Genomic DNA, 26,052 nt, shown 5'->3' with positions numbered 1-26,052 from the left:
TTTGAGCACATTAGTGCTCAAGATTTAACGACGACGTTACTCCAAATTAACCAGCGACCGCTTAAAATACTCGACTGGCAAACACCGTATCAGGTTATGCTGACAAATTTGTCCAAAAATTCGGATTAAATTTGCAATCTACCACACACTCTTTTTTATTGTGCTAATAATTCAACTAATTCTGTTTTTGGAATCCCTGTGAAGTAGGACGTGGTGTCGATTGGTTCAAGAGTGCTTGCTAAATGTTCACGGTCATAAACCGTCCCGACTAATTTTTCAGCCAATTGATTAGCATCACCGGAACCAAAGAAGTCGCCGTAGAACTTGACGTTGGCAATCTTCCCATTTTCGATTAACAAGCGCGCATCAATCGTCCCGAAATCGAAGTGTTTGCGTTTTTGAACCGTTGATTTAGGTGACTTGCCATAGACCCAGTCCCAATTGCTATAGAGATCGTTAAAAATCTTATCGATGGCTTGTTCGTCTGCGGCCGTTAATTGATATTCGCGGTCGGCAATATCAGCTAGTTGATCGGCGTGCATCAAGTTCAGTAATAAGACGTCTCTGAACTCTTCTGTCGACATGTTTTGGTATTCAGGGTCAACGTGCCCTTTTAGGTTTGTGACGCGTTGTCGAATCGATTTAATGCCTTTTGACACAATCTTATCTGCAGGGACATTCAAGGCTTGGGTCAAAACATCTAAATCAACATCCCATGAAAGGGTGCCGTGGGAGAAGGTTTTACCATTCTTGGTGTACATCGCGTTCCCTGAGAATTTTTTACCGTCCACTAACATATCATTGCGACCAGAAACTTCAGCCGTTGTGGCGCCCATTTGATGGAGTGCATCGACGATTGGTTGCGTGAAGGATTTGAAATCACCGAATTGTTCAGAATCTGCGTTCACCACGAAACTGAAACAAAGGTTACCGAGATCTTGATAAATCCCACCGCCACCAGACAACCGGCGTGTGACCGTAATATCATGGTCTTCCACGTATTTTTGATTGATTTCTTCATACGTATTTTGGTTGCGGCCCACGATAATGCATGGTTTCTCAATGTAGAATAGTAAGAGTGGTTCATCGAAATTTTTTTGATTCATTAAATATTGTTCGGTTGCCAAGTTTCGGCGAATATCATTTGACTTCATCACAACGTAATACATCAGCATAAAACCCCTTTCATAATCACTACGGATTTATTATACTACATATCGCATCAACCAGTGTACTGAAGCATTAAAAAAGCGGTCCCCGATAAAAGGGGGCCGCAGGATTAATCATCGCTATATTCTAAAATATCACCAGGTTGGCAGTCTAATACGCGACATAACTTCTCGAGCGTCGAAAAGCGAATTGCTTTGGCTTTACCGGTTTTTAAATTCGAAAGGTTCGCAATCGTAATATCGACCTGTTCAGCAAGCGCCGTGACACTCATTTTCCGTTGAGCGAGAATTACGTCTAAATTCACACGAATGGCCATTGAATTCCTCCTTAGACCGTTAAATCGACTTCAGATTGAAGGGCGATTGCACTTTTAAAAAGATCTTCAACAATCTGCATCAAAATAAGGATTGCAAACGGAATGAAGATCAGGCCTAACCCAAGCAACATCAAGCCTGGTGCATCTTCGAGTTGCGTAATCCGGTAGAAAAAGGGTAGGGCAAAAAGGGCCGTCAAACTCGCAACCAAAATCGCTTTTCTAATTGCTGATACATATCGTAGCGTCTGAGGGAGAAAAACTTGATGGTGCTCAATTAAGCGGAGAATCTGCGCCAACTTGATTAATGCAAACCAAATACTAGCCGTCACACCATACGCAGCAATCGCCAACATCCAGATTATCGCTGGGTATTCTAAGTGTTTCGTGGTCACAATTTGGATCGTCACTAACAAACTTAACAGACCAAATACCGCCGCAATTCCGAGTAATGCCATTCTAAGTAGCCATTTTTTTAACATTCATCTGATACCTCGTTTTTAAGAATAGTTTTATTATAATCGTTTTTTATTGAAAAACAATTAATTTTTATCGTTTTTCGATAAAACTTAATATTTAAGACTAGTCAAAGTAGGCGTAACTGTTATAATTATAGGGGGTAAACTAAACTGTGAAGGACTGATCTTATGAAAATCAGGCATCTCTGGCTAACATTGACGCTGACCGTTGCATTATTGGGACTAACAGCCTGTCAGAACCATCCTGCAAAAACAACGACGCCTCAGCATAGTTCGCAGAAAAAAACGGTGCGTCCACAAAACCAACAGACTTACGACAAAAAAGATGTCCAAGCCTATTGGCTGTCTTACCGGCATAAAACCTTTTTCGTCATTGCGCATCAACCGAATGAACAACTGAATACGAAAGATAAGCTCAAAACGTTTTTGAGTCAAACAACTACGCAAACACTAGCGCACGATTCCTATCAAAAACTGGACGAAGACGGCTTCATTTTTATTGCCGATAATCAGTTTAAACCACACCAAGACTTTGGCTATGGGATGGTCACAGTAGGCATTCCGCGCGACTTCACACTGCAAGCCATTGTTGCGACGGCCAATCTAAACGACCCACTCTACAATCGCTATCCAATTTATCAAATTCAATGATCAGGGAGAAAACAATCACTATGAAAAAAATAATGCCTGTCTTCATTTTATTACTATCTATCACAATGTTTTTTATGACTGGTTGCAATCGTTCCATTGAAACACACACACCACCCAAAACACAGACTAAAAAAAGGGACTAGTTTACCTAAACACGGAACAATCAGATTAACAACTGCGACTAATTTTTGAATCGCATGCCACATTTGCGTCTGGGCTCTTGGATCCAGATCAGTGGTAGGTTCATCGAGAAAGAGGATCCTTGGCTTGCCAACTAAGCTGACCGCTAAGTCCAACCGTCGCCGCATCCCACCTGAAAAAGTCGCCAATGTTTGATCCGCTGATTGGTCCAAATCAAAGTCCGTCAGTAACTCGTTAGCTCGGGTTCGACTCGCTTTGGCACTGAGCCCATTTAACCGCCCAAATAAGCGGAGATTCTCGCGCGCACTTAAGTCTTAATCGATTGCCGCTGTTTGATTGGTGACACTAAACTGTTGGCGCACTTGGCGGCTTTGTGTTATCGTATCAAAGCCATTTAATGTGATTGTGCCACTATCTGGTCGTAGGAGGGTGGTCATCATTTTTAAGAGCGTTGTTTTCCCGGCACCATTGGGCCCTAATAATGCGAAAATCTCACCTTTAGAAATGGGTAGCGAAACGGAACGCACTACTTTTTTGGTCCCAAATGCTTTTTGAATATTGTTCACTTCAATGACATGCTCACTGCACATAATATTGCCTCCTTGTTTAATAATCAGGTCACCTGATTAATTTATATAGTAAGGGCTCCTGATTAAAATGTCAAGGATTGCTACTCTTAGATTTTGGAATGGTGTATACTAATCAAAACAGCGAAGGGAAGATGACGTATGGCAAAGAGTGTCAAGGCCGAATTGGTCGCCGGAAAATTAGCTGAATATGAACAACTCAGTAAGATCTACGATGATATCGTTAAACAAGCACGCCCGCATTTAATCGTCGAAGGCCAGGGGAAGATTCTATTGGCACTTGCTGATGAAGATCACTTATCGCAACGTGAACTAGCAACGCGTTTGGGAATGTCACCTCAATCAACCAGTGAATTTGTCGCTAAACTCGCTAAACGCGAGCTGGTGACGTTAAGTAAGCTCCCAAGTGATCGCCGGGTTAATTTAGTTAACTTAACGGATGCCGGTCGCCAAGAAATTGAAACTGCCAATCAAGAGGTGCCACCGTTTGTGAACGCCTTGACCGAGGCAGAACTCGACCAGTTAGTGCCACTACTCAACAAGATTACAACGGCGATGTATGCCGATATTGATGCCTCAAATCCGACGTTGGGCGTTAAGTTTCATAAATTATTGGCCGGACGATATCTGAAACAATTTAAAAAATAACCAAAAAAATAGCGCGTCTCACTTAAATTAGTGGGGCGCGCTATTGCATTTAATTAATCAAAGTCGTAATCACTATCTTCCATCGCTTCCACATTCCCTAAGCGATAACCATTCCCAACTTGGGAGAAGAAATCGTGGTTGGCAGTTGAAGTCGACATCCCATTCAAGATCACGGGGTTCACATCTTCAGCGCTATCTGGGAAGAGGGCGCCTTGACCGAGGTTCATTAAGGCTTTGTTGGCGTTATAACGGAGGTAAGTTAATACTTCTTCTGTCCAACCAGTGCCATCATAAACTTCGTGGGTGTATTTTTCTTCGTTGGCATATAAGTCGTACAGTAAATCATACATCCAGTTTTGTAATTCTTCTTGTTCTGACTTATCCAATTCATTGAAGGCTAATTGGAACTTATAGCCGATGTAAGTCCCATGGACTGATTCATCACGGATAATCAATTTAATGATTTCAGCAACGTTGGCCAACTTATTGTTCCCTAAGTAATAGAGTGGGGTATAGAAACCAGAATAAAAGAGGAAGGTTTCTAAAAAGACGCTGGCAATTTTTTGTTGCAAGGGTGTGCCGTTTTGATAGATATCGTTAATCTTGTTGGCTTTGTATTGCAAGAATTCATTTGTGTTGGTCCAGTCGAAGATTTCATCAATTTCAGTTGGTGTGTTTAACGTTGAAAAAATGGATGAATAACTCTTCGCATGCACGGATTCCATGAATTGAATGTTGTTTAAAACGGCTTCTTCATGTTGGGTGCGGATATTGGCTTTTAAGCTGGCCATCCCATCTTGTGATTGTAGCGTATCAAGTAGGGTTAAACCGCCAAAGACATGCCCGACGATCCATTTTTCATTGTCTGGTAAACTGCGCCAGTCATCTAAGTCATTGGAAAGGGGAATCCGCGTATCTAACCAAAATTGTTCGGTTAATTTTTCCCAGGTTGCTTTATCAATTTGATCTTCAACTTGGTTCCAGTTAATTGCAATATAATTTTCTGCCATGTTCATGAACTCCTTTTAACGTGCTTCTTTTTTAGGTATGTAGGCCAGCTGACGAGCAGCTGGAGTGGAGATTTGGTGCTTGCTTTGAAACGTGCTTTTCAAGCTAACTTTCTGCGCTTAGCCCAGTGAATCAAATCATCGACTACTTCGCTAATTCGCTTCCCTATGCTAATGCTCAAAATATAAACGCCTGCCGTCGCACTCTGTTTTGAAACGTGCTTTTTGAAACTGACTTCTGCGCTTAGTTACACTCGTCAAACAACTGCTTATAGCAGTTATTCGCCGAGTTAGACTAATGCTCAAAGTCAAACCGTTTCAAACGCACTCTAGATCACACAGCTTTCGCATGCGTTTGCGCCGACTTCACTTTCGTCGTCTGTGTAAGTCCGGATGTAGTAGATTGATTTAATCCCTTTGTGGTGGGCGTAGTTTCTTAAGATGTTTAAGTCCCGGGTGGTCATTTTGTCAGTCCGGCCGTTTTTCCATTCGTAAAGGCCTGCTGGAATCGTTGAACGCATGAAGAGCGTCATACTCATCCCTTGGTCGACATGTTTTTGTGCTGCTGCGTAGATGTCGATAACTTTACGCATGTCAATGTCATAAGCTGATTCATAATATGGCATAGTGTCGTTTGAAAGACCTGGGGCAGGGTAGTAGATTGTCCCAATTTTCTTTTCTTGCCGATCTTCAATCCGGTTAACAATCGGTTGTAAGCTGGCAGAAGTATCGTTGATGTATGAAATTGAACCGTTTGGTGCAACGGCTAAGCGGTTTTGATGGTATAAACCGTCTTGCATGATGGCTAGTTTTAAAGCTTCCCAATCGGCTTTTGCGGGAATCATAATGTCCTTGAAAATCGCTTTGACTTTGTCCGTCTTAGGGGCCCAGTCTTCAGTGAGGTATTGATCGAAGTAACTACCATCAGCATACTTACTCTTTTCAAAGTTGGCAAAGGTCATCTGACGTTCCTTAGCAATCTTATTTGAAGCAACAAGTGTCCAGTAGTTTAAAAGCATGAAATAATTACTGGTAAAGTCGATTGATTCTTCTGACCCATACATCATGTGGTTCTTGGCAAAGAAGGTATGCAGACCCATGCCACCTAAACCAATGGTGTGGGCCAATTCGTTCCCATGAGCCACAGAAGGGACCACATCAATATCAGAATGATCTGTGACGTAGGTTAAAGCACGCACCATGGCTTCGATAGAACCACCAAAGTCAGGTGACGTCATCATGTTCGGAATATTCGTTGAACCCAGGTTACAACTGATATCCGTCCCTAACACGTCATATTCTTGGCGGTTATTAATTTGTGACGGGGTTTGCACTTGGAGGACTTCAGAACAGAGGTTACTCATGATGATCTTCCCATCAATTGGGTTCGCAGCATTGGCTGTGTCCACATTGACGATGTAAGGATAACCTGATTCTTGTTGCAATTTACTAATTTCATTTTCTAAATCACGGGCTTTAATTTTGGTTTTCTTGATGTTATCGTTGGCGATTAAGTTGTCATATTCTTTGGTGATGTCAACATATGAGAAAGGTACGCCGTATTCTTTTTCAACACCGTAAGGGCTGAATAAATACATATCAGCATCAGCTTTCACCAATTCATAGAACTTGTCGGGGACGACTAAGCCTAATGAGAGGGTCTTTAAACGATATTTTTCGTCTGCATTTTCTTTTTTAGCACCTAAGAAAGCAATCACATCTGGATGGAAGGCGTTTAAATAAACCACGCCGGCGCCTTGCCGTTGACCTAATTGGTTTGAGTATGAGAAAGAATCCTCCAATAACTTCATGACAGGGAGGACACCACTTGCTGCACCGTCGATGCCTTTGATTGGATCGCCAGCTCCACGGAGGTTCGACAAGCTAATCCCAACCCCGCCACCAATCCGTGATAATTCAAGTGCCGAGTTAATCGTCCGACCAATTGAATTCATATCATCGGTTGTTTGGAGTAAGAAACATGAAACTAATTCACCACGCCGTGAACGCCCAGCATTCAAAAACGATGGTGTTGCCGGTTGATAACGTTGGTGGATCATTTCATCCGCTAGTTGCAGCGCAAGGGTTTGATCACCATCTGCGAAGTAGAGAGCATTCACAAAAACGCGATCTTTAAAATCTTCAAGATAAAAGCCATTGTCGTTTGTTTTTAATGCGTATTGCGCATAGAACTTATAAGCAGCCATAAATGACTTGAAGTGGAAGTCTTGGTCCTTTAAATATTGATTCAATTCTTCCATGAATGAAAGAGAATAAGCCTTCAAAAAATCTGCTTCATAATAATTTTCCGCGACTAAATAATCTAGACGATCTTGAAGTGATTTAAACGTCACCATATTGGGTTGTACGTTTTGTTCCAAAAAGGCATCGAGTGCTTCTTGATCCTTTTGTAATGGAATTTGACCATTCACTGGAATATTAATTTGGTTATTCAATTCATAGTATGTTACATCTTCGGTTTTAATCTCTTTTAAAGACATCCTTGCCACCACTTTCTAGTCATATTAGCTGTTTTAGGGTTCAAAAAAAGTGAAGACCAACTCTTTAGTAATCAAGAGTCGGCCTCACCCGTTAAAACTGGGAATGCATGGTGCTTAAATCGCCAATTTTTGCAATTCCGCTGGTCTAAAACCTGAGAAGCTTTCTAAGCCATCCGCTTCTAAAACGGGAACGGCTTGGAAACCTTGTTCCTTCAAGTAATCAATATATTGTGGTTCGTCATTGATGTTATGTTCAACAAAAGGAACGTTGTGCGTTTCTAAAAAGTGTTTCGTCATCCGGCATTGTGGGCAGCCGTTCTTAGTATATAATGTGATATTTGCCATAATCGTTAACTCCCTTGTATTTCTCTTATCGATAAAAATAGTATACCGTTTTGAAATGGAAGATGCAATCAATAAACACCACATATTGTAGATAAAACAAAAAACGACCACTAATTATAGTGGTCGTTTACGAATGTTCATTTGATTGTCTTGGGCAACGTCCTGTACTTAAGTTAAACATATTTATGGGTAAAGTCAATCCCTGCTAATGCGCAAAATTTTTCAAAAGCACGCCGGACAAAGCTTAACAGATTTTAAAAATTTTTTTAGATTGGGATTAATTTAATATTGCACCATCATAAAAATGAGTTAACGAACATTTTATAAAATTGGTGAAAGTAACCGTGAAAATTTTTGTTTAAATTTTAACCAAGTTGACTGTTGGGCGATTATTTCGTCTGTTAGTAGGGATGCTTTTTCCATATCAGCCTGATAGATCGCTTCAAGTTGCGCTGCAACTTTCGGATCGTAAATAAACGTATTGGCTTCAAAGTTCAGCTTGAAACTACGGATATCCATATTGGCAGAACCTACAGTGCTGATATGCCCATCCATGACCGCTGTCTTAGCATGTAAGAATCCATCTTCATACCGGTAAATCTTAACGCCAGCTGCATGCAAGAGTTGACTGTAGTATTCCGTTGCACGGTAGATGAAGGGGTGATCCGGCATGTTAGGCGTCATGATACGAACATCCACCCCAGACATTGCCGCAGTCGTCAACGCATCAATAATACTATCATCCGGAACTAGATAGGGCGTTTGAATCCATAAACGCTTCTTAGCGGTACTAATCATCTTCAGATAACCGAGTTTGATTTGTTCATCTAATTTATCGGGACCACTTGAGACAATTTGCATGGCTGCTGATCCACGATTTTGGGATTGGTCCACTGGGAAGAGTTCTTCCGAGTAAGTTAACTTAATCGCAGGCTCAACACTCGCGTTCCAGTCCATCATAAAGCGTACTTGTAAGGCTAACACGGCATTGCCGGTAATCCGCATATGGGTATCACGCCAATATCCGAATTTCTTACTCCGGCCTAGATATTGATCGCCAACGTTAAAGCCACCAATATAACCAATCTTACCGTCAATTACCACAATCTTACGGTGATCACGGAAGTTCAAGCGAAAATCGGTAATCGTGTGTTTTGAACTGAAGAACGTTCGCGCGTGGCCACCGACATCTTCAAGTGCGCGCCACCATTTTTGCGTTGCGCCTTGGGAGCCCCAAGCATCGTAGACAACGTTGACTGAAACGCCTTCTTTGGCTTTTTGAATCAATAGTTGTTGTAACTCATTGCCCAATCGGTCATTATAGATCGTATAATATTCGATATGAATACTTTTTTGAGCTTGTTTGATGTCGGCAAAGAGGGCGTCAAACTTTGCTTGCCCGTCAGTATAGATTTTGACATGGTTATTCTTTAAAACGGGTGCATTATTAATATTTAAAAAGAGATTCACCATTTCGGATGCTTCACTGGAAAGCATCTTTTTCGGTAAGAGGTCGTTTTTACGATTTTCCTTACGTTGAATGTCGACCAATGCGGAAAGCCCATCATCGATTTGCGATTGACTTTGGAAAATCTTTTTCCGCGATAAGCCCCGTCCGGTAAACATATATAGGATAAAACCGCCCACGGGTAGTAAAATTAAGACTAGCAGCCACGCCCAGGTGGCCGCAATATCGCGGGGCTGTCTCAAAATTGTAATAATTGCCAATAAGGCATTAATGAAGATGATGAATGACATTATTTCTGTAACTAAAACCATATCGTACTCCTCCAAAATTCTAGCGTTGCTTATTATTTTACTAAAATCACGCTCAAAGCGCTAGTTAAGCCTATCAACAGTCAGTTAAATGAGGTAATCCCTGTTGGGCCAGATGGTGCGCCCCCTGATTCTGACGCTCTGGAATCCATTGGTGGATGACCATTGAATAGGGCGCCTCAAGTGCTAGAATCCGGTCGACGGCAGCTTGATAATGTTTAGCATACCGCTTTTCTAGGCTCTGAAAGACAAGCTTGCTGTCAACGTTAATCTGTAGTATTTTCGTGGTAAGCCCCCGATTGGCTAGTTGTTCTAAGCCAAGAATGACCGCCGCAAATTCTGCATCATGATTGGACTGTTCTGGCAAAGGTGCTTGTAGTTGATATTGTCGCTCTGGTGTCACGATTAAAATTCCCGCCGCACTTGGTCCGGGATTGCCACGAGTTGCTGCGTCCGTATAAAGTTTAATCATTCTTAAAATTTACCGCCTTTCACTGACAGCAGGGTCAGGTTAATGGTATGATACAAAACGTAAAAAGGAGTGTTCTCATGCAAAAGACAACCACCGCATTCTACCAACCAAATTATGCTTACTTCGTGACGATTTGGTCTTGGATTGGCTTCGTCTATACATTAGCTTTAATTGTACAACTTGAACTCATCAACTTAAACTGGCAATCGTGGGGCATCGGCTTAATTGCCGTTTGTTTGACGCTATGGGTCATTTTCGGGCATCGTGTTTCAATGACGGCAGACGTGATCACGCTTAAACGGCCGGTATTTAAATATAGTCGAACCATCAACCGTGAAACGACTACGACCATTATTGTCCAAAAACATGGTTTATTAATTAAAACCAACGAACTTGATTACCAACCCGAACAAATACTCCTTAGTCGCAAAGCCAAGCAGGCATTCGTTGAACAACTGAAACAAAATGGTTGGCCAATTGAAGAATAGTTAAATAAAAAAGAGCCACGACAAACATTAATCTTGTCGTGGCTCTTTTTTAGCGTTTAAACGTATTTTTATTCTGCTATCTTTTGCACGTTAGCTGCCTGCAAACCGCGGGCGCCTTCTTTAATCTCAAATAATACCGGCTCGTCTTTATTCAATGATTTATAGCCGTCGGTTTGGATTGCGGTAAAATGGACGAAAACCTCCTCGTCATCTCCATAACTGATGAAGCCATAACCTTTAGCATTGCTAAACCACTTAACGATTCCTCGTTCCATCACAATCCCTCCTTGAAATGTTAATCAGCGTACACGCTTATTTTACCACGTACAAAGAAGTGTGTCGAAGAATATCGTTCTTTTTAAGCATCCCATCTGCCAATTCCGTACGTAATCAGCTATACTAGGTAGTATCATAAATAAAAAGGAGCTGGGCGGTATGTCAGATATTCAAATAGCACAGGAAAATGAAGCTAAGGAGATGCAGCCAATCACGGCAATTGCCGAACAAGCTGGTTTAACGGCCGCTGATTTAGAACAATATGGACCGTATAAAGCGAAGGTTAATTTCGCTGCCATTAATCGATTGAAAGAAAAAGAAGATGGCAAACTCATCTTAGTGACCTCAATCAATCCCACACCAGCTGGAGAAGGTAAATCAACCGTGACTGTCGGTCTTGGCGACGCCCTTCGTCAACTAGATCAATCAGCCGTCATTGCTTTACGTGAACCTTCACTAGGCCCCGTCATGGGGATGAAAGGTGGCGCAACTGGTGGGGGCTATGCCCAAGTAGTACCAATGGCAGATATTAACTTACATTTTACAGGGGATATGCACACATTGACCGCTGCTGTGAATACTTTAGCCGCCCTAATCGATAACCATCTGCAACAGGGAAATGCCCTCAACATTGATCCCCGCCGAATTATTTGGAAACGGGCGCTTGATATTAATGATCGTGCATTACGCCAAGTTGTCATTGGACTTGGTGGTCCAGTGCAAGGGGTGCCGCGCCAAGATGGTTTTGACATTACCGTTGCTAGCGAATTAATGGCCATTCTCTGCTTAGCAACTGACATTACTGACTTGAAGCGGCGCATTAGCCAAATCGTCATTGGTTACACTTATGATCGGCAACCCGTCACAGTTGGCGAGCTCGAAATCACCGGTGCAATCGCGATGCTTTTAAAAGATGCCCTCAAACCAAACCTCGTCCAAACGCTTGAACATACACCAGCCTTAATTCACGGTGGACCATTTGCCAATATCGCCCACGGCTGTAACAGTATTTTAGCAACCCAAACGGCCCTAAAAATGGGTGATATTGCGATTACTGAAGCTGGCTTCGGCGCTGACTTAGGTGCTGAAAAGTTCCTAGACATCAAAGTCCCACAACTTGGCAAGACTCCTGATACCATCGTGATTGTTGCCACTGTTCGGGCGTTAAAATACAACGGTGGTGTTGCTTTAGCTGATTTAACCACTGAAAATCTCGGTGCGTTAGACAAAGGGTTTAGTAACTTAGCCAAACATATTGCTAATATGCAACGTTACGGCATTCCCGTAGTCGTTGCCATCAATGAGTTTACAAGTGATACCGAAGTAGAGGTTACAATGCTCCAAGAAAAATGTGCTGAACTGGGTGTCAAAGCCGTTTTAGCTAGTGTTTGGGCACATGGTGGTAAAGGTGGCCTTGATTTAGCCCAGGCCGTCTTAGAAGCACTCGATCAACCTAAAAACTTCCAACCATTATATGATTCAAACGCCGACATTCAATCGAAACTAACCACAATTGTCACTGACATCTATGGCGGTAAAGAGGTTGTTTTCGAGGGCAAAGCTATCAACCAACTGAAAGAAATCGAAAAAAATGGCTGGGACCACTTACCAGTCTGTATCGCCAAAACACAATATTCACTCTCAGACGATCCAAAAGCATTAGGCGCACCAACTGATTTCACCGTTCACGTCCGTGAATTGATTCCAAAGCTTGGCGCAGGCTTCATCGTCGCAATGACCGGCACAGTCCTCACCATGCCAGGTCTACCAAAGAAACCAGCCGCCCTCAACATGGACGTCACAGAAGATGGCCTGATTAGCGGATTATTCTAGAGTGCGTTTGAAACGGTTAGCTTCTGAGCATTAATAGAATTTGACGAATTGCCGATACAATCGGCGATTTGGCAAATTTGGTTAAGCGCAGAAAGTTAGCTTGAAAAGCACGTTTTCCAATATCCTAACGCCCATCTCGAAAACTGATTGACAAGTCAGCCGATTTTAAGGACAATGGTAGATTGTATGAATAGGAGGTTCCCATGCTCATCTATATCGTTTTAGCCGCAGTCATTGTACTCGGTGACCAACTTTTAAAAAGCTGGATTGTTGCCCATGTTGCCTTTGCAGCAACCCAACCCGTTATTCCGAACGTGCTGAGTTTAACGTATGTTCAAAACGATGGGGCTGCGTGGAGTATCTTGGCCGGTCAACAGTGGTTTTTCTACCTCGTCACCATTGTGGCCCTCGGGGTAATTGGCTACTTATTTTATACCTCTGATCGCACTGAAAAATTTTACCGGATCAGTTTAACGTTGCTGTTAGCCGGAACACTTGGTAACTTCATCGATCGGCTCCACCTTAAGTACGTCGTAGACATGTTCCAAATCGAATTTATTAATTTCCCCATCTTTAACGTTGCGGATGTTGCCTTAACAGTAGGCGTCATCTGCGTCTTTATTGCTATTTTGTTGAAAGAGAAAGTGACTCATGACTGAAACTAAACAATTAACGATTACAACTGAAACAGGCCGGATTGATAAGGCGCTCACCCAATTACTACCCGATTACTCACGTTCACAAATCCAGCAATGGTTGAAAAAAGACTTGGTGCAAGTCAATGATCAACCTTGTAAGAGTAACCGCAAAGTCGTAACAGGGGATGTCGTCACCGTCAATATTCCAGACCCTGTCACGCTCGACTTAACCCCAGAAGATATTCCGCTCGATATCGTCTATGAAGACGATCAAGTCCTCGTAGTCAATAAACCACAAGGGATGGTGGTTCATCCATCAGCTGGCCACCCGAATGGGACATTGGTCAACGCTTTATTGGCGCACACCCCATTGTCTGAAATCAACGGCGTCTTCCGGCCGGGGATTGTCCATCGAATTGATAAAGATACCTCTGGTCTTTTGATGGTGGCTAAAACCAACGAAGCCCACGAATCTTTATCCGCCCAACTCAAAGCTAAGGAAAACTTACGTGAATATATCGCGCTAGTCCACGGCAACATCGAAGAAGACGAGGGGACCATTGATGCACCCATTGGTCGTTCAAAAGTCGACCGGATGAAACAAGCAATCGTCGAAGATGGCCGCCCAGCGGTCACGCATTTTACGGTCATGGAACGGTTTGAAGACTTCACATTAATCAAATGTCGACTAGAAACTGGGCGCACCCATCAAATTCGCGTTCACTTAGCCTATATTAACCGGCCAGTTGCTGGCGATCCCGTTTATGGTCCCCGCAAAACTTTAGCTGGGCATGGTCAGTTCTTACATGCTGCTGTATTAGGCTTTAAGCACCCAACGACGGGCGAAATGATGCGCTTTGAAGCCCCATTACCCGCAATCTTCGAGAAAACTTTAACCGAATTACGTGAAAATCATTGACAAATCAAGGATTCTCCGTTAAGCTAGGTCTAACTTAATAGAAGCCTTTAAAATCGGTCCCGTGAGGCCGAGAAGGTACGGTGAAAGCACCACTAGACGCGGAGTCTCTAACTGTAACCTCTCGACCTTATCGGTTTGAGAGGTTTTTTGTTTGGAAGGAGTCTTTACGATGGTCAAAGAAGTGGTCGACAGTAACACAATGAAACGGGTCTTTACTCGGATTACGTACGAAATTATCGAACAGAATAAGGGGATTTCAGATCTCGTCCTCGTCGGCATTAAAACCCGTGGCGTGTTTATTGCCCAACGGATTGCAGAACGCCTCGAACAATTAGAAGGCATCGCATTGCCCGTCGGTACACTAGACATTACGTTATACCGCGATGATCAACATGATCTTGATACACAAAATGAACCACAGATTAACGGGAGCGATATTCCCGTTGATATCACAAATAAGCATGTCATCTTAATCGACGATGTGCTTTACACAGGGCGGACGATTCGGGCCGCGCTTGACGCCTTAATGGACTTAGGCCGGCCAAAGAAAATTTCATTGGCTGTCTTAGTCGATCGTGGTCATCGTGAATTACCAATTCGCCCCGATTTTGTCGGTAAAAATATTCCAACCGCCCTCAACGAACAAATTCGCGTTGCGATGGAAGAAATTGATCAACATGATGGGATTACCATCGAAAAACTAACTAAATAACGACTGAACCGTTTAATTGTCTCCAGAGAGAGCAAAAGGGTTTGTCTTGAACTTAGTGCGCCTAAAAAAAGGGGCCTAAGTCCGTCAAGGGACACACCTACCAATCTGTTGGAGCGTGTGTCTTTTTTTGGTTCAAAAAGTCGGCGACATGGAGGAAATACTTATGGCTACACAATTTAGAAATCCCGATGCGGTCTTAGACGTCAACGAACGCCCCAGCACCGGTAAATGGATTGGTTTATCCATTCAACATATGTTTGCAATGTTTGGCTCAACCGTCCTAGTGCCAATCTTAGTCGGTTTAAACCCAGGGATTGCGTTATTCAGTTCCGGGGTCGGCACTTTAATGTACCTCTTGATTACCAAAGGCAAGATTCCAGCATACATGGGGTCGAGTTTCTCATTCATCGTGCCAATGCTCGCTTTAATGAAAACGACTGGCTATCCTGGGATTGCACAAGGGACAATGGCGGTTGGGGCAGTCTACTTAATCGTTTCAATCTTAGTCAGTCTGATTGGTTCCGACTGGATCGACAAAGCCTTACCACCCATTGTTGTCGGCCCAATCGTGATGGTGATTGGCTTATCACTCGCTGGCACAGCTGCCAAACAAGCCACTATCAATGCCCACGGGAATTACGACTTAAAATTCTTCGCAGTCGCTTTACTAACGTTGTTAATCACCATCGGCTTTAATATGTATCTCAAAGGATTCATGAGCTTAGTCCCCATCTTGCTCGGCATCATTACTGGCTACATCATCGCCGTCTTGTTCGGAATCGTCGATTTTCAACCCGTGATGGACGCCCCTTGGTTTAAAGTACCAGACTTCCAAGTCCCATTTGTCACTTACAAACCCGGTCTGTACTGGGGCGCGATTCTCAGCATGGCACCAATTGCCTTTGTCACAATGACCGAACACATGGGCCACATTATGGTCTTAAACAAACTCACCAAGCGTAACTTCTTTAAAGATCCTGGTCTTCACCGCACGTTAGCCGGGGACGGGACAGCCTCAATCATCGCCGCTTTTGTCGGAGGACCGCCCGTCACAAGTTATGGTGAAAACATCGGTGTCCTCGCCATCACCAAAGTCCACAGTGTCTGGGTCTTAGGTGGCGCCGCATTCTTCGCCATGATCTTCGGCTTCATCGGCAAACTGAGCGCGTTGATTCAAAGCATCCCCGCACCCGTAATTGGTGGGATTAGCTTCTTACTCTTCGGGGTCATCGCCTCAAGCGGTTTGCGCGTCTTAATCGACAAACAAGTCGATTTTGATAAGAAACGCAACTTAATGATTGGTTCATCAATCCTCGTCATCGGGATTGGCAATGCCTACTTACAATTAGGCCAATACCAATTCTCAGGGCTAGCCATCGCCACCGTCCTTGGGATTGTCTTAAACCTTGTTTTACCGGATAAAGCAAAGAGCGAACTTGAATTGGAGGCTCAACAAAATGCAAAAGCATAACGCGTTGGTTTCCGTTGATCAACTCACCAATGATTTAGTCGCAGGTCTCATCAACCGCGCTAGCGCCTTTAAAAAGGGCGCGACAAGCAAATTAACTCGGCCGGTCTACGCAATGAACCTATTCTTTGAAAATAGCACACGGACCCATACGAGTTTCGAAATGGCAGAACGCAAACTCGGCATGACCGTCTTAGACTTCAATGCCGATACGAGTTCGACTTCCAAAGGCGAGACCCTCAGCGATACGCTCAAAACGGTACAAGCCATTGGCGTCGATTTCGTTGCTGTCCGCCATTCTCAGAATAATTATTACGACGCCTTACTTGCAGATGATCAATTCCACATGGCACTGGCCAATGCGGGCGATGGGAGTGGGCAACACCCATCCCAATGCTTACTCGATTTAATGACGATTCACGAAGAGTTCGGCCACTTTGCAGGCTTAAAAGTCGTCATCTGTGGTGACTTGCGTCATTCCCGGGTGGCACGGTCAAATATGCAACTGCTCAAACAACTCGGCGCAACATTGTATTTTGCCGGCCCTGAGGAATGGTTCGCCCCTGAATTTGCCCAATACGGACAACCAGCCCAACTCGATGACGTCTTACCAGAAGTTGACGTCGTCATGTTACTCCGGATTCAACACGAACGCTTTGCTGCCGATGAAACCTTATCCGATGCTGCATTCCATACTCAGTACGGTTTAACAACTGAGCGGGCAGCACACCTTAAGTCCAGTGCTATCTGGTTGCACCCAGCACCCGTCAATCGTGACGTTGAAATTGCCGACGAACTAGTTGAAGCCCCACAATCGCGAATTTTTAAACAAATGACCAACGGCGTTTTTATGCGGATGGCCATCATTGAACACCTATTAGACCAACAACATCTGATTCAACATTAAGAGGGGGATCTGCTATGTATCAATTGATCAAAAACGGCCAAGTCTTGATTGACGGCCAACTGCAAAAACGCGACATCGCCATCGATGCAACCGGTCAGATTACGGCAATTGAACCAACGATTACCGCAGTCCCAACCGACCCAGAAACGATTTATGACGCACACGGCCATTTCGTCAGTGCCGGCTTAATCGACGGACACGTCCACTTCAGAGATCCAGGCTTCACGACAAAAGAAACACTCAAAACAGGGAGCGCAGCGGTTGCCCACGGTGGTTTTACTAGCGTAATTGCAATGCCGAACTTAAGGCCCGTACCTGATAACTTGCTAGATTTCAAGACACTGGTTGCACGCAATCAGGCAGAAACCAGCGTCCACACATATCAATTTGCACCGATTACCAATGAGTTAACTGAACAAACAATTGTCGACATGTCGGCGTTTAAGGCAGCTGGTGCAGCAGGCTTTACCAACGATGGTCATGGGGTACAAACGGCACAAACAATGTACCAAGCGATGCAGATGGCCGCCCAGATTAACATGCCCATCGTCGCGCACGTCGAAGATGAATCACTCGTCAACGGCGGCGTCATTCACGACGGTCAAGCCGCTAAAAAACTAGGCATTCCCGGAATTGCGAGTGTCAGTGAATCCGCCCAAGTCGCCCGGGATATCGAGCTAGCGCGGGCGACCGGCGTTCATTATCATATCTGCCACATCTCAACTAAGGAAACCGTCAATCTCGTTCGCCGCGCAAAAAAAGATGGCCTCAACGTCACTTGCGAAGTCACCCCACATCATTTGTTACTCAATGATTCAGCGATTACCAGTGACAACGCAATGCTCAAAATGAATCCGCCACTACGAACACTTGCAGATCGCCAAGCACTCTGGGCGGGCTTAATGGATGGGACGATTGATATTATTGCGACCGATCACGCACCGCATACCACAGAAGAGAAACAACAGTCGTTATTGAAAGCGCCATTTGGTATAGTAGGGAGTGAAACAGCCTTTAGCTTGTTATACACACATTTAGTTGCCAACGGTCCATTTAGTCTCGCGCAACTGACAAGCTGGCTAACAACCAACCCGGCCCATGTTTTCAACTTACCACACGCCGGCCAGTTAGCGGTTGGCCAACCAGCTGACCTTGCTGTTTTTAATTTAACGGATACCACCACAATCGACGCAAACACTTTCTTATCGAAAGGCCACAACACGCCATTTATCGGCGAAGCAGTGCAAGGTGATACTTTATTAACCTTGGTTGCTGGTCAGATTGCATATCAAAAGGAGTGAACTAAAAGATGAAACGTTACCTTATTTTAGAAGATGGCACCATCTTCCCCGGCACCGGTTTTGGCGCCCCAATTATCTCGACAGGCGAAATCGTCTTTAACACCGGGATGAGTGGGTACCAAGAAACCATTACTGATCAATCATACAACGGCCAAATCATCGCTTTTACATACCCTTTAATCGGTAATTACGGGGTCAACCGCGACGACTTTGAATCGATTAAACCAACCTGTAAAGGGGTTGTCGTCCATGAAACACCACGCCTAGCAAATAACTGGCGGATGAATATGAGTCTTGATGACTTTTTAAAGCAAAAGAAAATTCCTGGGATTGCCGGCATCGATACGCGGGCAATCACTCGCCGTCTGCGCGATAAAGGGACCATGAGAGCCAGCATCGTTGATGCCGCAGACGATCACGCGTTCGATCAACTCAAGGCATTGGTCTTACCAAAAAACCAAGTCCAACAAGTCTCAACGGCCAAACCTTATCCGAGTCCTGCTAACGGGCGGAACATCGTCGTGATTGACTTTGGCTTAAAACATAGTATCCTTCGTGAACTGTCAAAACGCGACTGTAACATCACTGTCTTACCATACAACACAACAGCTGAAGAAATTCTGAGTCTCGATCCAGACGGCGTCATGTTAACCAACGGCCCTGGTGATCCAGAAGATGTGCCAGAAGCCATTGAAATGATCAAAGGGATTCAAGGTAAAGTGCCGATTTTCGGGATTTGTCTCGGTCACCAACTTTTTGCCCTCGCCAATGGGGCTAAAACCTACAAGATGAAGTTCGGCCACCGTGGTTTCAACCATCCGGTCCGAGAAGTTGCCACCAAACGGATCGACTTCACATCTCAAAATCATGGGTACGCCGTGGATGCCGACTCCATCGACCCACAAAACCTTCTGATTACACACGTTGAAATTAACGATCAAACAGTCGAAGGTCTCCGTCATAGACAATATCCGGCCTTTTCCGTTCAATTCCATCCAGACGCAGCCCCTGGTCCACACGACGCTGCACATCTATTCGATGAATTTATCGACATGATCGATGACTTCAATCGCCGCCAAAAATAGTAAAAAGGGGATTTAGTGATGCCAAAACGTACCGATATTCATAAAATTTTAGTGATTGGCTCTGGCCCAATCGTAATTGGTCAAGCCGCCGAGTTTGATTACTCAGGCACTCAAGCCTGCTTAGCGCTTAAAGAAGAAGGCTACCAAGTCGTTTTAATTAACTCAAATCCTGCGACAATCATGACTGATAAAGCCGTTGCTGATACGGTTTATATCGAACCGATCACGATTGACTTTGTCACGCAAATTCTACGCAAAGAACTCCCAGATGCCATCTTACCAACCCTCGGCGGCCAAACCGGCTTAAATATGGCTTTGGAACTGGCAAACAACGGGATTCTCGCCGAGCTGAACATTGAATTGCTCGGTACCAAGCTCAGCGCGATTGATCAAGCTGAAGACCGCGAACTGTTTAAAAACTTGATGAATCAGTTAAACGAGCCGATTCCAGAATCTGCGATTGCCCATTCACTCGTTGAAGCCCAAACATTCGTTAACGAAAACGGGTATCCGGTCATTATCCGTCCAGCCTTTACCCTTGGTGGCACTGGTGGCGGGATTGCCGAAAATGCCGGTGAACTGAGCACAATTGTCAAAAACGGGCTTAGCCTATCTCCAGTCGGACAAGTCCTCGTTGAACAAAGTATTGCCGGTTTCAAGGAAATCGAATTCGAAGTCATGCGCGACAAAAATGACAACGCGCTAGTCGTCTGCAACATGGAAAACTTCGACCCAGTCGGGATTCATACTGGCGATTCCATCGTATTTGCACCCGTTCAAACCTTAAGTGACCGTGAAGTCCAAGCATTACGCGATGCCGCACTTAAAATCATTCGCGCCTTGAAGATTGAAGGGGGCTGTAACGTTCAACTCGCCCTTGATCCTAATAGCGACCGCTACTACATTATCGAAGTCAATCCACGGGTGAGTCGTTCATCAGCCCTTGCTTCTAAAGCAACTGGCTATCCAATTGCAAAAATGGCGGCTAAAATCGCCATCGGTTTAACACTTGATGAAATTCATAATCCAATCACCGGGACAACCTATGCGCAATTTGAACCGATGCTCGATTACGTCGTTGCGAAGATTCCCCGTTGGCCATTTGATAAATTCAACAAAGGTGATCGGCAACTCGGCACCCAAATGAAGGCCACCGGTGAAGTGATGGCCATTGGACGCAACATTGAAGAAGCATTACTCAAAGCCGTTCGCTCACTTGAAATTGGCACTGACCATCTCGAAATTCCAGCATTGACGGCAGTCGGTGATAACGACCTTGTCCAACAGATTGTACATCCCCAAGACGACCGACTTTTCTACCTTGCCGAAGCATTGCGCCGCGGTTATTCAATTCAAGAACTTAGTGAATTGACAAAAATTGATCTTTTCTTCCTGGATAAACTCAGCCACATTGTTGAAATTGAAGAACAACTCCGGACCGATAAAGGTGACTTAGAATTACTCGAACTCGCCAAGAAAAATGGCTTTGCCGACGCTAAAATTGCCGCAACTTGGCAAATCATGCCTGCCCAAGTCCGCCAAATGCGCCAAGAAAGTGGCATTCAGCCAGTTTATAAGATGGTCGATACTTGTGCAGCCGAATTCGAATCACAAACACCTTATTACTACGCGACTTACGAACAAGAAAACGAAAGCATTGTCAGCACAAAGCCTTCAATCTTAGTGATTGGTTCCGGTCCAATTCGGATTGGGCAGGGGGTTGAATTCGATTATGCAACCGTCCACTGTGTGCAAGCCATCCAAAAGGCGGGCTACGAAGCAATTATCATGAACAGTAATCCAGAAACAGTTTCGACTGACTTTTCAATTTCAGATAAATTGTACTTCGAACCACTGACACTAGAAGATGTCCTCAACGTCGTTGAACTCGAAAAACCAGAAGGGGTGATTGTGCAATTCGGGGGGCAAACAGCCATCAACCTTGCCGAACCACTGACCGAAAATGGTGTGCAGATTCTCGGGACAAGCGTCGCGAACTTAAAACGCGCTGAAAACCGTGACCAATTCGATCAATTAATCGCCGAACTCGACATTCCACAACCAGTCGGGGCAACCGCAACCAATACGCCAGATGCGTTGAAGATTGCTGAAGAGATTGGTTATCCGGTCTTAATCCGACCTAGTTTCGTTTTAGGCGGGCGGGCAATGGAAATCGTTCATACTGCAGAAGACCTTACACATTACATGAAAGAGGCCGTTAAAGTTTCAGTCGACCAACCGGTCCTAATTGACCGCTACTTAATGGGCAAAGAATGCGAAGTCGATGCCATCTGTGACGGCAAAGATGTCTTAATTCCGGGAATTATGGAACATATCGAACGCGCTGGTGTTCATTCGGGCGATTCAATGGCGGTTTATCCACCACAAAATCTGACGGATGCGGAAAAACAAGCCATCATCACTTACACGACCAAGCTCTGTTTAGCACTTGAATGTCGCGGCTTGTTAAACATCCAATTCATTATCCAAAATGAAGCAGTCTACGTGATTGAAGTCAATCCACGGGCTAGTCGGACCGTTCCATTCTTGAGTAAAGTCACCGGCATCTCGATGGCGCAACTGGCCACCCAAGTCATTTTAGGCAGCACACTAGCTGAATTAAAGAGCCCAACCGGTCTATTACCAGCGGGCCCACTAATTCATATTAAAGCACCTGTCTTCTCATTCTCGAAACTCACGCGGGTTGATAGCTTACTCGGGCCAGAAATGAAATCGACCGGGGAAGTCATGGGAACTGACGTAACGATGCAAAAAGCACTCTATAAAGCGTTCGAAGCTAGTGGGATGCACTTACCAAGTCACGGGAACGTCTTAATGACAATTACTAACCAAGATAAGACACAAGCGCTCGAATTAGCAAAACGCTTCCGCGAAGTTGGCTATCAAATCATTGCCACGCCTGGGACTAGTCAAGAATTCCAAGCAGCAGGTGTGCCAGTGCAATCCGTTGCCAAGATTAATGCTACGAGCGGCGATTTACTTGATAAAATCAAAGCCGGCCACATTCAACTGGTCATCAACACAACCGGCTTGAACGAAGCCCCACAAGTCGCTAAAGACAGCATCGTCATTCGCCAAACCGCCATTGAACACGGCATTCCATTGATGACCTCATTGGATACCGCTGATGCGATCTTAGCGGTCCTAGAATCTCAATCGCTCCTGACCAAACCACTTTAAAACCACTAAAAGAGTCTGAAGCCCTTTGCCTAAGGCTCTTTTATTACATAAAAATCAGAAGGAGTCTGCTAAATGTTGCCATTAGAATACCAATTAACCCTCACTAAGCAAACCGAAATTGCCCCCAGTATCTATGAATTATGCCTCACCGGAGACCTCGCACAGCAACCCATTGCACCGGGACAATTTGTCGATATCAAAATTCCCAGTGACGCCCTTTTATTACGTCGGCCATTTGGGATTGCCAATGTCGACCGCCAAACTAACACGATTACCTTGTTATACCGCGTTGTTGGTGAAGGCACCACGATCTTAAGTGAATCACCGGTGGGCACAAGCTTGTCCGTCTTAGGGCCTCTTGGTAACGGTTATCCAATTGACCAATTAGTAGCCGGACAAAACGCGCTAATCATTGGTGGCGGGACTGGGATTCCACCATTACATGAACTCTCACGGCAACTTAATGCAAAAGGCGTTCACGTTCAACACGTGTTCGGCTTTGCAACTAAAGCAGCCATTTTCTATGAAGATCACTTTCGCAAGCTCGGGCCAGTCGCTTATGCGACAAATAATGGCTCGTACGGCTACCAAGGCCATGTTGGTTTATTACTCGATGCACAGTTTGCTAATGCGACAACCCGATATGATGCCATTTACGCATGCGGACCAAAAGGCTTGTTAATGGCCGTCGATAATCGATTCAGTGAGCATCCCAATGCCTATATCTCATTGGAAGAACGGATGGCTTGTGGGATTGGTGCCTGCTACGCCTGTGTCACCAAACTCAAACGTGATCCAAGCATTCAGCTCAAAATTTGCGATGACGGACCCGTCTTCAAAACAAACGAGGTGCTCATTTAATGACAGACTTAGCAGTAACTTTACCAGGCTTAGCTTTAAAAAATCCGATTATGCCCGCCTCCGGGTGTTTTGGCTTCGGTCAGGAATACGGTCGCTATTATGACCTCAACGAACTTGGCGCAATTATTATCAAAGCGGCAACGAAAGAACCCCGACTTGGCAATGCGACACCACGGGTTGCTGAAACCCCAAGTGGGATGTTGAACGCCATTGGCTTACAAAATCCCGGGATTGAAGTCATTATGCAAGAAAAATTACCCTGGTTAGCCGAGCATTATCCCGAGTTACCAATCATCGCCAATGTCGCCGGCAATACCGAAGCTGATTACGTCGCTGTCTGTGAACAAATCAGCCAAGCGCCCAACGTCCATGCCATCGAACTGAATATCTCGTGCCCAAACGTGGCCCATGGCGGTCTTGAATTTGGCACATCACCAGAAGCCGCTGCCACGTTGACGAAGGCCTGTGTTGCAGTCAGCCAAGTGCCGGTTTACGTGAAGCTCTCACCAAACGTGACGGATATTCGTCCGATTGCGCAAGCAGTTGAAGCAGCGGGGGCAGCCGGCTTCTCATTAATCAATACACTGGTGGGGATGCAGATTGATCCAAAAACACGCCAACCAATTCTCGCTAATCAAACAGGCGGCTTATCTGGACCAGCGATAAAACCCGTTGCCATCCGGCTCATTCATCAAGTCCGTTCAATTTCGAAATTACCGATTATTGGAATGGGCGGTGTCTCAACAGCTGCGGATGCACTTGAATTAATGGCCGCCGGCGCCAATGCCATCGCAGTCGGCACTGCTAATTTCAGCGATCCATTTGCCTGTCCAAAACTAATCGCCGCATTACCAGATGAACTCGCTAAATATCAACTAACCGATTTAAAATCATTCGGTCTACCACAGGAGGGCACTCATGACTAACCCTTTAATTATCGCGCTCGACTTTCCAAACTGGGAAACAACAGATCGTTTTTTAGTGCAATTTCCAACTGATGAATCCTTATTCGTTAAAGTCGGCATGGAACTTTTTTACCAAGAGGGACCACAGCTGATTAAAACGTTAAAAGCGCGCGGCTATCGGATTTTTCTCGACCTAAAACTCTATGACATTCCAAACACCGTTCAAAGTGCGATGACTGTTATCGGCCAACTCGGTGTCGATTACACAACGATTCACGCAGCTGGTGGGCAGGCAATGCTCAAAGCAGGGGCGGCTGGTCTGAAAAAAGGCGCCGCACTTGGCAACGTGCGGCCCGCTAAACTACTAGCGATTACGCAGCTTACGTCGACCAGCGAAGCGCAAATGCAAACCGAACAACTCGTTAATGTCAGCCTACCAGAATCTGTCGCACACTATGCGCAACTCGCACAGAACTCGGATTGCGATGGCGTGGTCTGTTCTGCTCAAGAGGTGCCAACGATTCGCGAACACACCAATGCTGATTTTCTCTGCGTCACACCTGGGATTCGGCCAGCAACAAGCCAAACCAATGATCAAAAACGGGCTGTAACACCACACGAAGCCGCACAAGCTGAGAGCTCGGCGATTGTCGTTGGGCGCCCAATTACGCAAGCTACAAATCCATATCAAGCTTACCAAGCTATCAAATCAGAATGGGAGTCTTTCAAATGACAACAATTGCACACCAAGTCGCACAAGCCTTAATCGATATTCATGCCGTCAGTCTCAGTCCTAACAACCCTTTTACTTGGGCGAGTGGGCTAAGAAGTCCCATCTATTGCGATAACCGTTTAACGATTGGTTATCCAAAAGTCCGCAAGCTCATTGCCAGCAACTTAGCTGCGGCAATCAAAGCGCAATTCCCAGACGTCAAAGTCATCGGCGGAACAGCAACCGCGGGGATTCCCCATGCTGCATGGGTCGCAGCCGAACTCGACTTACCGATGGTTTACATTCGGTCGAAACCGAAAGATCACGGTCAAGGCCGTCAAATCGAAGGACCGTTTAAAGCCGGTCAAAAATTAGTCCTCATTGACGATTTAATTTCAACCGGCGGGAGTGTCTTACAAGCAGCGGCCGCCGCTCAAAAAGAGGGCGCAGAAGTCCTTGGTATTTTTGGCATCTTTTCATACGAACTGGCAGCCGGCCAACAGAATTTCGCAACTGCTAACTTACCACTAACGACCTTATCGAATTTCTCCGCCTTATTAGCGGTCGAAGAAGCCGCTGATAACTTAACTCCAGAACAAGCCACATCACTCAATGAATGGCGCCAAGACCCACAAGCATGGTCAGACGCCCATTAG

The 26,052-nt window shown here is 44.9% G+C and carries 25 protein-coding genes and 2 pseudogenes; 17 read left to right on the top strand and 10 right to left on the bottom strand.

The genetic code is table 11. The features are described from left to right. Positions 1-129 (top strand): annotated as a pseudogene (locus tag ACF1X7_RS03780) (IS30 family transposase); the annotation flags it as partial. A gap of 26 nt (positions 130-155) precedes the next feature. Here the strand turns inward: ACF1X7_RS03780 and ACF1X7_RS03775 are convergent. From ACF1X7_RS03775 to ACF1X7_RS03765, 3 genes are all read right to left on the bottom strand, one after another. Further along, a complete protein-coding gene (locus tag ACF1X7_RS03775; RefSeq protein ID WP_064777161.1) occupies positions 156-1,169 on the bottom strand; it encodes a lipoate--protein ligase in 1,014 nt (337 codons plus the stop codon). A 110-nt stretch (positions 1,170-1,279) separates the two neighbouring features. Continuing rightward, a complete protein-coding gene (locus tag ACF1X7_RS03770; RefSeq protein ID WP_004270834.1) occupies positions 1,280-1,486 on the bottom strand; it encodes a helix-turn-helix domain-containing protein in 207 nt (68 codons plus the stop codon). Positions 1,487-1,497: 11 nt separating this feature from the next. Further along, positions 1,498-1,965 carry a DUF2975 domain-containing protein gene (locus tag ACF1X7_RS03765; protein WP_064777160.1) on the bottom strand — a complete coding sequence of 156 codons (468 nt, stop codon included), beginning with the start codon at positions 1,963-1,965 and terminating at the stop codon, positions 1,498-1,500. 165 nt (positions 1,966-2,130) lie between these two features. On the opposite strand from ACF1X7_RS03765, the gene ACF1X7_RS03760 reads away from it, so the two are divergent. Beyond that, positions 2,131-2,613, top strand: coding sequence for a hypothetical protein (locus ACF1X7_RS03760; RefSeq protein WP_039099091.1), 483 nt, complete (start codon positions 2,131-2,133; stop codon positions 2,611-2,613). A 158-nt stretch (positions 2,614-2,771) separates the two neighbouring features. Here the strand turns inward: ACF1X7_RS03760 and ACF1X7_RS03755 are convergent. Beyond that, positions 2,772-3,344 (bottom strand): annotated as a pseudogene (locus ACF1X7_RS03755) (ABC transporter ATP-binding protein); the annotation flags it as partial. Positions 3,345-3,482: 138 nt separating this feature from the next. Between ACF1X7_RS03755 and ACF1X7_RS03750 the strand changes: the two are divergent. Then, on the top strand, positions 3,483-3,989 hold the full coding sequence (locus tag ACF1X7_RS03750) for a MarR family winged helix-turn-helix transcriptional regulator (RefSeq protein ID WP_004270828.1): 507 nt from the start codon (positions 3,483-3,485) through the stop codon (positions 3,987-3,989). Positions 3,990-4,042: 53 nt separating this feature from the next. On the opposite strand, the gene nrdF is transcribed toward ACF1X7_RS03750, so the two are convergent. The 5 genes from nrdF to ACF1X7_RS03725 form a co-directional block, all read right to left on the bottom strand. Then, positions 4,043-4,999, bottom strand: a complete 957-nt coding sequence (gene nrdF / locus ACF1X7_RS03745) for a class 1b ribonucleoside-diphosphate reductase subunit beta (protein ID WP_004270820.1) — start codon at positions 4,997-4,999, stop codon at positions 4,043-4,045. 326 nt (positions 5,000-5,325) lie between these two features. After that, positions 5,326-7,497, bottom strand: coding sequence for a class 1b ribonucleoside-diphosphate reductase subunit alpha (nrdE, locus tag ACF1X7_RS03740; RefSeq protein ID WP_064777159.1), 2,172 nt, complete (start codon positions 7,495-7,497; stop codon positions 5,326-5,328). A 114-nt stretch (positions 7,498-7,611) separates the two neighbouring features. After that, on the bottom strand, positions 7,612-7,842 hold the full coding sequence (gene nrdH, locus ACF1X7_RS03735) for a glutaredoxin-like protein NrdH (protein ID WP_004270829.1): 231 nt from the start codon (positions 7,840-7,842) through the stop codon (positions 7,612-7,614). 321 nt (positions 7,843-8,163) lie between these two features. Then, the gene (cls, locus tag ACF1X7_RS03730) at positions 8,164-9,621 is read right to left on the bottom strand and encodes a cardiolipin synthase (protein WP_064777158.1); all 1,458 of its coding nucleotides are present in this window, start codon (positions 9,619-9,621) and stop codon (positions 8,164-8,166) included. A 73-nt stretch (positions 9,622-9,694) separates the two neighbouring features. Beyond that, the gene (locus tag ACF1X7_RS03725) at positions 9,695-10,090 is read right to left on the bottom strand and encodes a ribonuclease HI family protein (protein ID WP_004270838.1); all 396 of its coding nucleotides are present in this window, start codon (positions 10,088-10,090) and stop codon (positions 9,695-9,697) included. Between the two features lie 77 nt (positions 10,091-10,167). Here ACF1X7_RS03725 and ACF1X7_RS03720 point away from each other — a divergent pair, with 77 nt between their 5' ends. Then, positions 10,168-10,578, top strand: coding sequence for an EbsA family protein (locus tag ACF1X7_RS03720; RefSeq protein ID WP_039099087.1), 411 nt, complete (start codon positions 10,168-10,170; stop codon positions 10,576-10,578). Between the two features lie 68 nt (positions 10,579-10,646). Here the strand turns inward: ACF1X7_RS03720 and ACF1X7_RS03715 are convergent, their stop codons facing one another. Then, entirely contained in the window at positions 10,647-10,853 is a 207-nt protein-coding gene (locus ACF1X7_RS03715) for a cold-shock protein (RefSeq protein ID WP_004270420.1), read from the bottom strand. 160 nt (positions 10,854-11,013) lie between these two features. Between ACF1X7_RS03715 and ACF1X7_RS03710 the strand changes: the two genes are divergently transcribed. The 13 genes from ACF1X7_RS03710 (at position 11,014) to pyrE (ending at position 26,052) form a co-directional block, all read left to right on the top strand. Continuing rightward, entirely contained in the window at positions 11,014-12,687 is a 1,674-nt protein-coding gene (locus tag ACF1X7_RS03710) for a formate--tetrahydrofolate ligase (protein WP_064777157.1), read from the top strand. 203 nt (positions 12,688-12,890) lie between these two features. Next, positions 12,891-13,346: a signal peptidase II gene (gene lspA, locus ACF1X7_RS03705; RefSeq protein WP_064777156.1), complete on the top strand. Its 456-nt coding sequence runs from the start codon at positions 12,891-12,893 to the stop codon at positions 13,344-13,346. Next, the gene (locus tag ACF1X7_RS03700) at positions 13,339-14,244 is read left to right on the top strand and encodes an RluA family pseudouridine synthase (RefSeq protein ID WP_004270422.1); all 906 of its coding nucleotides are present in this window, start codon (positions 13,339-13,341) and stop codon (positions 14,242-14,244) included. Before lspA ends, ACF1X7_RS03700 begins: the two co-directional genes overlap by 8 nt. A gap of 169 nt (positions 14,245-14,413) precedes the next feature. Next, the gene (gene pyrR / locus ACF1X7_RS03695) at positions 14,414-14,956 is read left to right on the top strand and encodes a bifunctional pyr operon transcriptional regulator/uracil phosphoribosyltransferase PyrR (RefSeq protein ID WP_039099085.1); all 543 of its coding nucleotides are present in this window, start codon (positions 14,414-14,416) and stop codon (positions 14,954-14,956) included. Positions 14,957-15,119: 163 nt separating this feature from the next. Continuing rightward, positions 15,120-16,427, top strand: a complete 1,308-nt coding sequence (locus tag ACF1X7_RS03690; RefSeq protein ID WP_411162435.1) for a uracil-xanthine permease family protein — start codon at positions 15,120-15,122, stop codon at positions 16,425-16,427. After that, entirely contained in the window at positions 16,414-17,331 is a 918-nt protein-coding gene (locus tag ACF1X7_RS03685) for an aspartate carbamoyltransferase catalytic subunit (protein ID WP_064777154.1), read from the top strand. The genes ACF1X7_RS03690 and ACF1X7_RS03685 overlap by 14 nt, the downstream gene beginning before the upstream one ends. A 14-nt stretch (positions 17,332-17,345) precedes the next feature. Further along, the gene (locus ACF1X7_RS03680; protein WP_411162434.1) at positions 17,346-18,632 is read left to right on the top strand and encodes a dihydroorotase; all 1,287 of its coding nucleotides are present in this window, start codon (positions 17,346-17,348) and stop codon (positions 18,630-18,632) included. Positions 18,633-18,640: 8 nt separating this feature from the next. Further along, complete coding sequence (locus ACF1X7_RS03675; protein ID WP_064777152.1) at positions 18,641-19,717, top strand: carbamoyl phosphate synthase small subunit; 1,077 nt, start codon at positions 18,641-18,643, stop codon at positions 19,715-19,717. A gap of 18 nt (positions 19,718-19,735) precedes the next feature. Beyond that, on the top strand, positions 19,736-22,918 hold the full coding sequence (gene carB / locus ACF1X7_RS03670; RefSeq protein WP_411162433.1) for a carbamoyl-phosphate synthase large subunit: 3,183 nt from the start codon (positions 19,736-19,738) through the stop codon (positions 22,916-22,918). A 72-nt stretch (positions 22,919-22,990) separates the two neighbouring features. Continuing rightward, positions 22,991-23,779, top strand: a complete 789-nt coding sequence (locus ACF1X7_RS03665; RefSeq protein ID WP_039099654.1) for a dihydroorotate dehydrogenase electron transfer subunit — start codon at positions 22,991-22,993, stop codon at positions 23,777-23,779. Further along, on the top strand, positions 23,779-24,705 hold the full coding sequence (locus ACF1X7_RS03660; protein WP_221276634.1) for a dihydroorotate dehydrogenase: 927 nt from the start codon (positions 23,779-23,781) through the stop codon (positions 24,703-24,705). The genes ACF1X7_RS03665 and ACF1X7_RS03660 overlap by 1 nt, the downstream gene beginning before the upstream one ends. Then, on the top strand, positions 24,698-25,417 hold the full coding sequence (pyrF, locus tag ACF1X7_RS03655; protein ID WP_064777148.1) for an orotidine-5'-phosphate decarboxylase: 720 nt from the start codon (positions 24,698-24,700) through the stop codon (positions 25,415-25,417). Before ACF1X7_RS03660 ends, pyrF begins: the two co-directional genes overlap by 8 nt. Continuing rightward, a complete protein-coding gene (gene pyrE, locus ACF1X7_RS03650) occupies positions 25,414-26,052 on the top strand; it encodes an orotate phosphoribosyltransferase (RefSeq protein ID WP_069468212.1) in 639 nt (212 codons plus the stop codon). The genes pyrF and pyrE overlap by 4 nt, the downstream gene beginning before the upstream one ends.

The sequence above is a fragment of the Latilactobacillus sp. VITA-14 genome, assembly GCF_046580785.1.
In the GTDB taxonomy this organism is placed as follows: domain Bacteria; phylum Bacillota; class Bacilli; order Lactobacillales; family Lactobacillaceae; genus Latilactobacillus; species Latilactobacillus curvatus.
The sequence above is the reverse complement of the archived record's forward strand: the minus strand, read 5'-3'. Positions and strand labels throughout refer to the sequence as shown.

What these genes read in the sequence shown, in the direction of transcription:
- ACF1X7_RS03775 (WP_064777161.1), bottom strand. Translation starts at nt 1,169, where the DNA reads ATGTATTACGTTGTGATGAAGTCAAATGATATTCGCCGAAACTTGGCA.
- ACF1X7_RS03770 (WP_004270834.1), bottom strand. Translation starts at nt 1,486, where the DNA reads ATGGCCATTCGTGTGAATTTAGACGTAATTCTCGCTCAACGGAAAATG.
- ACF1X7_RS03765 (WP_064777160.1), bottom strand. Translation starts at nt 1,965, where the DNA reads ATGTTAAAAAAATGGCTACTTAGAATGGCATTACTCGGAATTGCGGCG.
- ACF1X7_RS03760 (WP_039099091.1), top strand. Translation starts at nt 2,131, where the DNA reads ATGAAAATCAGGCATCTCTGGCTAACATTGACGCTGACCGTTGCATTA.
- ACF1X7_RS03750 (WP_004270828.1), top strand. Translation starts at nt 3,483, where the DNA reads ATGGCAAAGAGTGTCAAGGCCGAATTGGTCGCCGGAAAATTAGCTGAA.
- nrdF (WP_004270820.1), bottom strand. Translation starts at nt 4,999, where the DNA reads ATGGCAGAAAATTATATTGCAATTAACTGGAACCAAGTTGAAGATCAA.
- nrdE (WP_064777159.1), bottom strand. Translation starts at nt 7,497, where the DNA reads ATGTCTTTAAAAGAGATTAAAACCGAAGATGTAACATACTATGAATTG.
- nrdH (WP_004270829.1), bottom strand. Translation starts at nt 7,842, where the DNA reads ATGGCAAATATCACATTATATACTAAGAACGGCTGCCCACAATGCCGG.
- cls (WP_064777158.1), bottom strand. Translation starts at nt 9,621, where the DNA reads ATGGTTTTAGTTACAGAAATAATGTCATTCATCATCTTCATTAATGCC.
- ACF1X7_RS03725 (WP_004270838.1), bottom strand. Translation starts at nt 10,090, where the DNA reads ATGATTAAACTTTATACGGACGCAGCAACTCGTGGCAATCCCGGACCA.
- ACF1X7_RS03720 (WP_039099087.1), top strand. Translation starts at nt 10,168, where the DNA reads ATGCAAAAGACAACCACCGCATTCTACCAACCAAATTATGCTTACTTC.
- ACF1X7_RS03715 (WP_004270420.1), bottom strand. Translation starts at nt 10,853, where the DNA reads ATGGAACGAGGAATCGTTAAGTGGTTTAGCAATGCTAAAGGTTATGGC.
- ACF1X7_RS03710 (WP_064777157.1), top strand. Translation starts at nt 11,014, where the DNA reads ATGTCAGATATTCAAATAGCACAGGAAAATGAAGCTAAGGAGATGCAG.
- lspA (WP_064777156.1), top strand. Translation starts at nt 12,891, where the DNA reads ATGCTCATCTATATCGTTTTAGCCGCAGTCATTGTACTCGGTGACCAA.
- ACF1X7_RS03700 (WP_004270422.1), top strand. Translation starts at nt 13,339, where the DNA reads ATGACTGAAACTAAACAATTAACGATTACAACTGAAACAGGCCGGATT.
- pyrR (WP_039099085.1), top strand. Translation starts at nt 14,414, where the DNA reads ATGGTCAAAGAAGTGGTCGACAGTAACACAATGAAACGGGTCTTTACT.
- ACF1X7_RS03690 (WP_411162435.1), top strand. Translation starts at nt 15,120, where the DNA reads ATGGCTACACAATTTAGAAATCCCGATGCGGTCTTAGACGTCAACGAA.
- ACF1X7_RS03685 (WP_064777154.1), top strand. Translation starts at nt 16,414, where the DNA reads ATGCAAAAGCATAACGCGTTGGTTTCCGTTGATCAACTCACCAATGAT.
- ACF1X7_RS03680 (WP_411162434.1), top strand. Translation starts at nt 17,346, where the DNA reads ATGTATCAATTGATCAAAAACGGCCAAGTCTTGATTGACGGCCAACTG.
- ACF1X7_RS03675 (WP_064777152.1), top strand. Translation starts at nt 18,641, where the DNA reads ATGAAACGTTACCTTATTTTAGAAGATGGCACCATCTTCCCCGGCACC.
- carB (WP_411162433.1), top strand. Translation starts at nt 19,736, where the DNA reads ATGCCAAAACGTACCGATATTCATAAAATTTTAGTGATTGGCTCTGGC.
- ACF1X7_RS03665 (WP_039099654.1), top strand. Translation starts at nt 22,991, where the DNA reads ATGTTGCCATTAGAATACCAATTAACCCTCACTAAGCAAACCGAAATT.
- ACF1X7_RS03660 (WP_221276634.1), top strand. Translation starts at nt 23,779, where the DNA reads ATGACAGACTTAGCAGTAACTTTACCAGGCTTAGCTTTAAAAAATCCG.
- pyrF (WP_064777148.1), top strand. Translation starts at nt 24,698, where the DNA reads ATGACTAACCCTTTAATTATCGCGCTCGACTTTCCAAACTGGGAAACA.
- pyrE (WP_069468212.1), top strand. Translation starts at nt 25,414, where the DNA reads ATGACAACAATTGCACACCAAGTCGCACAAGCCTTAATCGATATTCAT.